Source organism: Pseudoalteromonas sp. ND6B, assembly GCF_000764215.1.
Lineage (GTDB): Bacteria > Pseudomonadota > Gammaproteobacteria > Enterobacterales > Alteromonadaceae > Pseudoalteromonas > Pseudoalteromonas tetraodonis.
On sequence record NZ_JQFL01000041.1, the window covers coordinates 1 to 9,248 of the forward strand.

Annotated in this window: 6 protein-coding genes; 3 read left to right on the top strand and 3 right to left on the bottom strand. The window is 40.3% G+C overall.

The genetic code is table 11. From position 1 onward, the window contains the following. Positions 1 to 810: IS3 family transposase (locus ND6B_RS08400; protein WP_033103605.1), on the top strand; the 810-nt coding region annotated here is incomplete at its 5' end. A 394-nt stretch (positions 811 to 1,204) separates the two neighbouring features. Here ND6B_RS08400 and ND6B_RS08395 read toward each other — a convergent pair. Together ND6B_RS08395 and ND6B_RS08390 are read right to left on the bottom strand one after the other, a co-directional pair. Next, positions 1,205 to 2,410, bottom strand: coding sequence for a type II toxin-antitoxin system HipA family toxin (locus ND6B_RS08395; RefSeq protein ID WP_033103634.1), 1,206 nt, complete (start codon positions 2,408 to 2,410; stop codon positions 1,205 to 1,207). Then, positions 2,400 to 2,699 carry a helix-turn-helix domain-containing protein gene (locus ND6B_RS08390; protein ID WP_004589614.1) on the bottom strand — a complete coding sequence of 100 codons (300 nt, stop codon included), beginning with the start codon at positions 2,697 to 2,699 and terminating at the stop codon, positions 2,400 to 2,402. Before ND6B_RS08390 ends, ND6B_RS08395 begins: the two co-directional genes overlap by 11 nt. A 696-nt stretch (positions 2,700 to 3,395) precedes the next feature. Here ND6B_RS08390 and ND6B_RS08385 point away from each other — a divergent pair. Beyond that, positions 3,396 to 6,548, top strand: coding sequence for a DUF3427 domain-containing protein (locus ND6B_RS08385; RefSeq protein WP_033103635.1), 3,153 nt, complete (start codon positions 3,396 to 3,398; stop codon positions 6,546 to 6,548). Positions 6,549 to 6,571: 23 nt separating this feature from the next. Further along, positions 6,572 to 7,999 (top strand): hypothetical protein, encoded by a 1,428-nt coding sequence (locus ND6B_RS19775; protein ID WP_051686716.1) that lies wholly within the window; start codon positions 6,572 to 6,574, stop codon positions 7,997 to 7,999. 535 nt (positions 8,000 to 8,534) lie between these two features. On the opposite strand, the gene ND6B_RS08380 is transcribed toward ND6B_RS19775, so the two are convergent. Beyond that, a partial coding sequence (locus ND6B_RS08380; protein ID WP_033102931.1) for an IS256 family transposase occupies positions 8,535 to 9,248 on the bottom strand: 714 nt, incomplete at its 5' end.

A 9,248-nucleotide genomic window follows, 5' to 3' on the forward strand; every position in this document is an offset into this window, starting at 1 on the left:
TATGGGCATTTACCGGCCAGTAAAATAGTCCCTAAGCTGCTTGATAAGGGCATATGGATAGCGTCTGAAAGTTCGTTTTATCGTGTCATGAAGGCACATAACTTATTAACGCATAGAGAAAAAGTAAAGCCAGCTAAGCCGATGAAAAAGCCAAGAGCACTGAAAGCAGTGCGTGCAAATGAAGTCTACACTTGGGATATCACCTATTTACCAACGAGCGTAAAAGGGCAATTTTTATACTTATATTTAGTGATGGACATTTTTAGTCGAAAGGTTGTTGGCTGGCAGGTTTACGACACACAGTTAAGTGAATTAGCCGCGGATTTAATGAAGGATATTTGCAGTCGAGAGCAAATAAAGCGCGAGCAAGTTACGTTACACTCAGATAATGGCAGCCCAATGAAAGGCGCGACATTACTGGCAACATTACAGGAGTTAGGGATTGTGCCATCATTTAGTCGACCGTCAGTAAGTAATGACAATCCATACTCTGAGTCGTTATTTAAAACGTTAAAGTATCGCCCAGAATACCCAGAAAAGCCATTTGAAGATATAAGCGCAGCAAGAGAATGGGTAAGTGGGTTCGTTGATTGGTACAATAATGAGCATCTACACAGTGGTATAAAATTTGTGACGCCAAACCAACGTCATTCAGGTTTAGATAAAGAAATATTAGCTAAGCGTCAGCAGGTAAACGACGCAGCTAAATTGAATAACCCAAGCCGTTGGTCAGGGAAGTCACGAGACTGGTCAATGATAAATGAAGTAAATTTAAACCCTGAGAAAAAAGAAGAAATGCGGGCGGCATAAAATTTAACTTGAGGCGACAACTAACTTGAAAAACTCCGAAAGAGACGCTGCGCTAAAAGAGTAGGCTCTAGGTTCAGGGCTTATATCAGGCTGTTTGTAAAGCTCGCTACTCGTCGCTCGAAGCCCGTTGTCTTCTCTGTGTTCAAATAATTTTTAAGTAATTTATTCACAAAGAGGTTATGAGACGCTGCGCTTTTAGAGGAAATAAAAAAGCCAAATATTATTCTGTAGCAGCGATTTTATATCGCGTATTTATAGGCTTTTGCATTTTACCCGCGCCTCGTCGCTCGAAGCCCGCTGCCTTCTCATTCCCGCTTTAAGGTTCATATAAGCGCCAATTAATAAATGACTACTTAATCAGTCATTAAACCACTAATGACTGCTTTATTAGCCTTTAACTTATAGAAGGTATTACGCTTTCTAAGCGTTTTATGTCAATATCACTGATATTAGCAAAACGTTTAAAGTGCGTTGGCCACTGGCGAGTATAACTCTCAACCTCGGCAATTATTTTTGTTGCTTGAGCCTTGTTGAGGCCGAAGCGTTTGGCTTGCGACAGTAAATTATCGATACTAGCATATCGGCCATCATCACCAAGCCCTATGCCATGCTGCTTTGAGTTATTAATAGGGGTAATATCATAAGCGGGGCTCATACGCCACGTTTGCCCTGAAAAGTGATACAAAAATGCATGATTTCGGCTGTGATCATCAGTATTACCAATAAATACGTTAAATACCATTCGCTTGTAGAGCTCTGTAGCATCAGCAGCGAACTCACCTGTGTGGTGGCGAATAAATTCAGCCAATTCACCGTAGCTATAGTATGTTGCTAAGTCGTTTATCGCGACTTTTGGTTTTTGTAATAAGCTATTGGCGCTTAAAAAGTGATGAGTTGGTAAGTCATCGCTTACATCAAAACGTTCAACTAACAGAACATCGCCATTTTCTGTTTCATGAATACGGGTATTTGCAGTGCGAATCCCCAATTCATTAGCCATACACATAGCGCCATGCTCAGCCCTAGCTAAATTAAACAAATCGTCTTGACGATTAAACTTTGCCAAATAAAGTTTTTGGTCAATTTTCACAGAGGTTTTAGGTCTTGCTCCCCCCATACTTTGACCAAATTCAAAGGCTTTTTTTGCTTCCTGTGAAATCGTTTTATTGGCGAGCAAATCGTCCTTTGCTTGATCTAACAAAGCTAAATCGGCTAATGTATTTTTATTCGCTTTATGTTTTGATGCGCTGCGCGACAAACTAAATACCAAGGCGCCAACACCATACCCAGACCCTGCGAGTAAAAATTCTAGCTCATTTTTTGGTTCGGTATTATGCAGCGACAATATAAGCTTACGCCCCCACGAATCAGCTCCCGCATCACTTAACACCCCAAACACACCTTTATTGGCAGAATAACTAACAATGCCAGGCTGTAATGGTAAATGCAGCGGATCGAGCGCAAACGCATCAGAGCGCGCAAGGTAACTTTTACCATAATTAAACTCACCTCGGCCTGTTTGTGTATTTAACTTAAAAAAACCACAAATTACCGGGCTGTCTTCTAAACCGTCAATAAATACATAAGCTTCAGAAGTCATCGTTAATCACCTGAGTTTTATTGCTTTTACGCTGTCTTGCATTATAACCGCCCACATCTGCGGCAAGCTCGTTAATTTCATCCAACAATGAGCCTTGCAATTGAAGTACAACAAGGGCTTCAAACAATATATCGCTTTTTACTACCTCCCCTTGCTCAAGCTTTTGTACCGTGGAGCGAGATACACCAATCATCTTAGCGAACGTGCTCTGGGTATAAAGTAAAGTACGATGCTGGCGAATTAAATCACCCAATCGACGCGCCAGTTTTAATGCTTGTTCAGATCTCATAAATGACTACCTAATCGGTCATTAATATACTAATGATTAGTTTAGCGGTATTTAATATGATTGCAATATTATTTAAATAGATACGAAATGAGCTTCGAGCTTAAAGCAGCGAGCTTCGAGCTTCGAGCAGCGAACTTAAAGCGCCTAGTCCCTTTTGCGTTACCTCTTCAGCGCAGCGCTTCATAACCTCTTTTTGAATAAATCACTTCAAACCATATATGCACAAAGAGAAGACAGCGGGTTTCGAGCAGCGAGCGACGGGCAGAAAACACAACCTAGCGCTTTTTATCAACGTAGACGTGCAGCTTGCTGACGCGAAAAGCGCAGCTTTTAATATCTAAGCTCGATGCCCGTAACTCGGTGCTCGTCGCTTTTATTTATACATGTCGCGTTGGCGACGGCAACCAAGGGGCAGATACCGCCGACCGCCCCTTGGAACCCCACGGCGCCCCGAGGATCACACTATTTTCTCAATTTAAATTAATGATATGAACGTAAATGCTGTGTATTCGCCGTCCATGGCGAAGTCACAGCTTAACGCGCATCCATGCGCTGTTATTACTCATCATTAATTTAATTTCGGGTGTGATCACGGGGAAATTGTCTTGGCAGCGGTCTTTAATTCAAAAATGAGTTAATGCTTGTTTACATTGAATTTTTTAGTAAACTGAATGCTCGCAAACAGGGAGCGATTTAATGCAACAGATTGGTATTTACGAGCAGTTAATTACACAAGTAATTAAGCAAAACTTAAATCGTGACCAATTTTATGTGGGCGAACGCCAACTAGAATCGGCTGAGGCGGCTACGTGGCTTTCGCGTTTTTTAGGCAGGCTGGTTGAACATGCCATTGATGCAATCCCCAATTCAAGCGAGCGTTTGCACGAGCAAATTAACCTCGCAAACAGCCTTGTGCTGTGGCTTAAAGATCATATTCGCGATGACGAGCTGATCAACGAAAACCTTATCGACAGCCAAGGGCGTATTCTTACTGCACTGTTTAATACCCAAAATCCCATTGCTGCAAATCTTAAAGATTACTCCAAAGATATATTTCCGCTAACGGGGCTTACACAAAGCGAATTGTTTAGCGGTGCGAATGCGGGAATCTCACTCGAAACCGAGCTAAAACGTGAAATAAAATCTGCCGATACTATTTACTGGCTTGTCTCATTTATAAAATGGACGGGGCTGCGTATTTTTAAAAATGAGCTTGAAGCGTTTACCAAAAGCGGCAATAAACTCAAAGTAATCACCACCTCGTACATGGGTGCAACGGATGCTAAAGCGGTGGAGTTTTTAGCTAACCTACCAAACACTGAGGTAAAGCTTAGCTATAACAACCAGCAAGAGCGCTTACACGCAAAGTCATATTTGTTTATGCGTAATACAGGTTTTCATACCGGTTATATTGGCTCATCTAATTTATCGCATTCGGCGCTTACTAGCGGCCTTGAGTGGAACTTAAAAATTACCGCCCAAGAGATCCCACACATCATAGCCAAAACTAAAAGCACCTTTGAAACTTACTGGCAATCGCCAGATTTCGAGCTATTTACTGGCAAAGTTGAATGTAAAGAAAAGCTCATAAATTCACTTAACGAGCAACGGGGTGTTGGCCAAGCAAGCAGCCAGTTTTATTTTGATATAACACCAAAAACCCATCAGCTCGCTATTTTAGAAAAACTAAGCGTTGAGCGTAGCGTTCATGATCGCTTTAAAAATTTAGTGGTTGCCGCAACGGGCACGGGTAAAACAATAATATCGGCGTTCGACTTTAAAACCGTTTGCGATAAAAACCCAAACGCACACTTTTTGTTTGTAGCCCACCGCGAAGAAATACTTAAACAAGCACAAAGCGCTTACCGTGGTGTACTTAAAAATAACGACTTTGGTGAGCTGTGGGTGGGTAACTACAAACCACAGCGTTACAACCAATTATTTGCATCAATTCAAACGCTGAACAGCCAAATTGAATCGCTCAATTTAACCAGCGATTACTACGATTATATAGTGATAGACGAAGTGCATCACGTAAGCGCTGCAAGTTATCGCGCTATTTTAAATCACTTTACGCCCACAATATTACTTGGCTTAACCGCCACACCAGAGCGTCAAGACGGTGCTAATATACTCGATGATTTTTGTGGAGTAATTGCCGCTGAAATTCGCTTGCCAGAGGCAATAAACCAACGCCATTTATGCCCATTTCAGTACTTTGGATTGGATGACGACACCGACCTAAGCCAAATAACATGGCGAGGCGGGCGTTACGATATAAGCGAGCTAAGTAACCTTTATACAGGGGAGAACAGCCGCGCTAACAAAATTATATCTAGCCTTGCTGATATAGTGACTAATGTTCACGATATAAGAGCGTTGGCATTTTGCGTAAGCCAAAAACACGCAGAGTTTATGGCGTCTAAATTTAACTTAGCAGGTATAAACGCCGATGTGCTTACTAGCAAAAATACTAATGAACGTACGGCCAAGCAGCAAGCACTGCGCCAAGGCGAGATACAAATACTCTGCGTGGTTGATATTTTTAACGAAGGGGTCGATATTCCAGAGGTCGATACTCTTTTATTTTTACGCCCAACTGAAAGCCTGACGCTGTTTTTACAGCAACTCGGCCGTGGCTTGCGCTTGCCAGATAATAGCCAAAAGCAATGCTGTACGGTACTCGACTTTGTAGGAAATGCCCGTCCAGAATACGACTTTGCCAGTAAATTCCGCGCATTAATTGGTAAAAGTAATCAGCCAATAAAAACTGAGATTGAAAACAACTTCCCGCACTTACCACTGGGTTGTCGTATTGAACTCCAAGAGCGCACGCAAAAAACGATATTAAAAAATATTCAGCAAGCCATAAACACTAAACGCCGTTTACAGCAGCTGATAAATAGCTATTCACAGCATACGAATGATGCGCTAACGCTAAGTAGCTTTTTACGCATAAACCCGCAAGTTACGCTTGAAGATATATACAAACCAAAAGATAAAAAACTCGGCGGCTGGCACTGGTTAAAAGGCGATGACATACCCGCAGAGCAAGCCGACATTTACGCCGCCTATTACCGCGCAATCAACACCCAATTACTCGGCTGCGACTCGCTCAGCTACTTATGCTTTTTACGTGATTTATGTAATAACGACTTTAGCTTTACCCCAACGCCACAAAATCAACAGTACGCGCTAATGGCGCATTACAATTTTTGGGATACCATAGGCACAAGTTTAGGGTTTAAAACCCTCAAACAGAGCTTACAGGCACTTAAACACAAAGAACTACAGCACGAACTTGCCCAAGTGATCGCGCTGTTAATAAACCGCATTCACCAGCAAGAAAGCGATTTAACGTGCTTACCTAATCACGCAATCAAATTACACAGCCGCTACACGCGCCAACAAATACTCGCAGCATTTGGGGCGCACTCGTTTGATAAAAAATCGACCGCCCGCGAAGGTGTTTTAGAATTTAAAAACCAAAACCTAGAGCTGTTATTTGTAACACTCAATAAGTGTGAAAAAACCTACTCACCCACCACGCTGTATCACGACTACGCAATCAGCCCGACTCTGTTTCATTGGCAAACGCAAAACAGCGCCCGCCCAGAACACGGCCGAGGCCTTAGTTATATTCAGCACCAGCAAACAGGCAAAACCATCCTGTTATTTGTACGTGAACAAGGTAAAGACGAAAACGGCCGAACCATGGGATTTGTAAACTACGGTGAGGTTAAATACCAAAGCCACAATGGCAGTCAGCCGATGAATATAACGTGGGAGCTAACCAACCCCATGCCAAGTGAAATGTGGCATGAGGCTGGGAAATTAGCAGTTGGGTGATTGATTTAAAATAAGGATGTTTAATGAGCCATAACTATAAAATGACGAGAGCATACAATGAGCAAAACTGGATCACGAGTATTGATGATGTTCATAGAGGCCTAAAATGTAATTGTACTTGCGTTGATTGCGGATCACAGTTAATTGCCAAAAAAGGAGCCATACAAGCAAACCATTTCGCCCATGCCCCTGATGATCAAAAAGCAAAAAACTGTAAATGGAGCTACGAAACAGAGCTTCACTTATTAGCAAAAGAGGTACTCAGTAATAATAAACAGCTCACAATACCAATCGGTAATTTTGATCCTTACAGCTTCACACTTATTTTTGACCATGTCGAGATTGAAACTCCTATTGCTAATTCTAAACGAATTCCCGACGTTATTGGCTATTCGAAGGGTGAACAGATTTTAATTGAAATAGCGGTATCACATTTCTGCGAGACTGATAAAGTTAAAGAATACAAAAGGTTAAATAAAAATGCTATAGAGTTCGATTTTAGTAATTTTGTACCTACCTCTGATGTGATAACGTTAAAAGAGGTAAATGATTTGTTTGAAAATTCAAATGCAAAATGGCTAAGTATAGCTCCCGCTGGTTATATCGGTGAGATCTGTCATGCACATGAACGTCAATTAATTAAAGATCTGATGAATGAAAGAGATAAATTTTTAAGTGAATTCGAACATGAAAAAACAAGTTTATATTCAGCCGTAACATTACTCAGGGAACAACTACAAAATTTATCATATACCAAAAATAATCTTGAGGTGATTGTAAAAAACGACGAAGAAAAAATTCGTAGTGCTTATAGAAAAGAATATAAAGGGCTTGTAGAAAATATTAAATATGCTTCACAAAAACTAGCTCAGATAAATGAAAACATAGCGTCCAGATCAAATCTTAAGAATGAAATAGATAAGTATGAAGCTAGACTAAGAAGCGAACTGAATTTTAAAAACCAAGACTTAATAAGTAAGAAGAAAAAACTACTAGAAGATATTAATCAATTAAACAGTGTTAAAAGTTTTACCATTAAAGAAAATAAAGAAAATGCTATTAAGGCTTTTCAAAAAGAAAAAAACTTATTAGTTGAACAATTTAATAAAAGCCTAGAAAGTGAAGTCAGTGAACTTTCTTTTAGGAAGCTAAAATTAGAATCCGAAATAATACAGTTATATGAAGATAGAGATGCAGTTCAAAAATCAGTGAATGAGAAACAGTTGCGATTAGAATCTATCACAGTACAAAAACACGAAATCGAGAGTGAAAGAGACCGATTAGAATTACTAGAAAAAAGCATCATAAAACAAAATCGGCTTTATCTAAATGCAGCAAAAAATATTGAAAGAATTACGCCCGATTTGAAAGAGTTAACACGCAAAGCCGGTATTCCTTGGCCATTCACACATGATTTAGTTGATGAGCTGAGCAAAGAAATTAAGCCATAGACCTTTTAAAGTTTAGGCTTAAATAAAAAGTCATCTTTTGTATCTACTAACTAAACTATAGGTTTGTATGCTACGGCGAGGTTAAATACCAAAGCCACAACGGCAGCCAGCCGATGAACATCACGTGGGAATTAACCAACCCCATGCCAAGTGAAATGTAGCATGAGGCAGGAAAGTTAGCGGTTGGGTAATGATTTATAAAAAGTACTCTTTTAAAATTAGCCACAAATAATGAAATAAAATGGATAGCACCTACCACTACAATTTGATAATTAACAAATCTGCTTCTGTAGTTAACACCAAGCATTTTTAAACATCAGGTATACATTTAAAGCCCATAAAAAAAATGTTTTTTGAAAAAGAATAACTCTACAGCAGCAATGCCGTATTTAGAAAGAGCAATACTACCACTCAACCTGAACGATTATACTGTAATCACCAGACCCAACGCATAAGTAAAAAGCTAAGCGTTGGGAGTAGTCATTGAATACCCTAGTTTTTGAGGGCGTTCAGAATTCTGTGTCAGCCTAAGTTGCTAAATATCTAGCACACCATCTAACCTACCTTCGAAGTGGATGGCCAATTGCGACAATGTCAGATTCCAATTATGGATTGGCATTGTCCATTTCTTCGAGGCATTCAATATGCCTGCATACAATAATTTCATCAAGCTGTTTTCATTAGGGAATGCTCCCTTAGTCTTGGTGAGTCGTCTAAACTGGCGATGTACAGCTTCAATTGCATTTGTGGTATAAATAGCTTTACGCACGTAATCTGGATACTTGAAGTAAACCGACAGATTGCCCCACTTACGACGCCAAGACTCGATAACGATAGGGTATAACTTGCCCCATTTGGCATCTAATTCGGCGAGAGCGGCTTCTGCTGCATCTTTAGTGGCTGCCTTATAAACGGGTTTCAAGTCAGCCATAAACTCTTTTTGGTGCTTTGAAGCAACATACTTCATCGAATTACGAATTTGATGAATAACGCACTCCTGCACTTCGGCGTCAGGATAGATTGTTGCTATTGCTTCAGGGAAGCCTTTTAGTCCATCAACACAGGCAATTAAAATATCGGATACACCACGATTATGTAAATCTGTTAATACTGATAGCCAATAGTTAGCCCCTTCACTTTCAGAGATATATAAACCAAGTAACTCTTTGCGGCCCTCGATATTGACACCTAGTACGGTATAAATAGCCTTACTCACGTAGCGCCCATTTTCTTTAATCTTATAATGAAT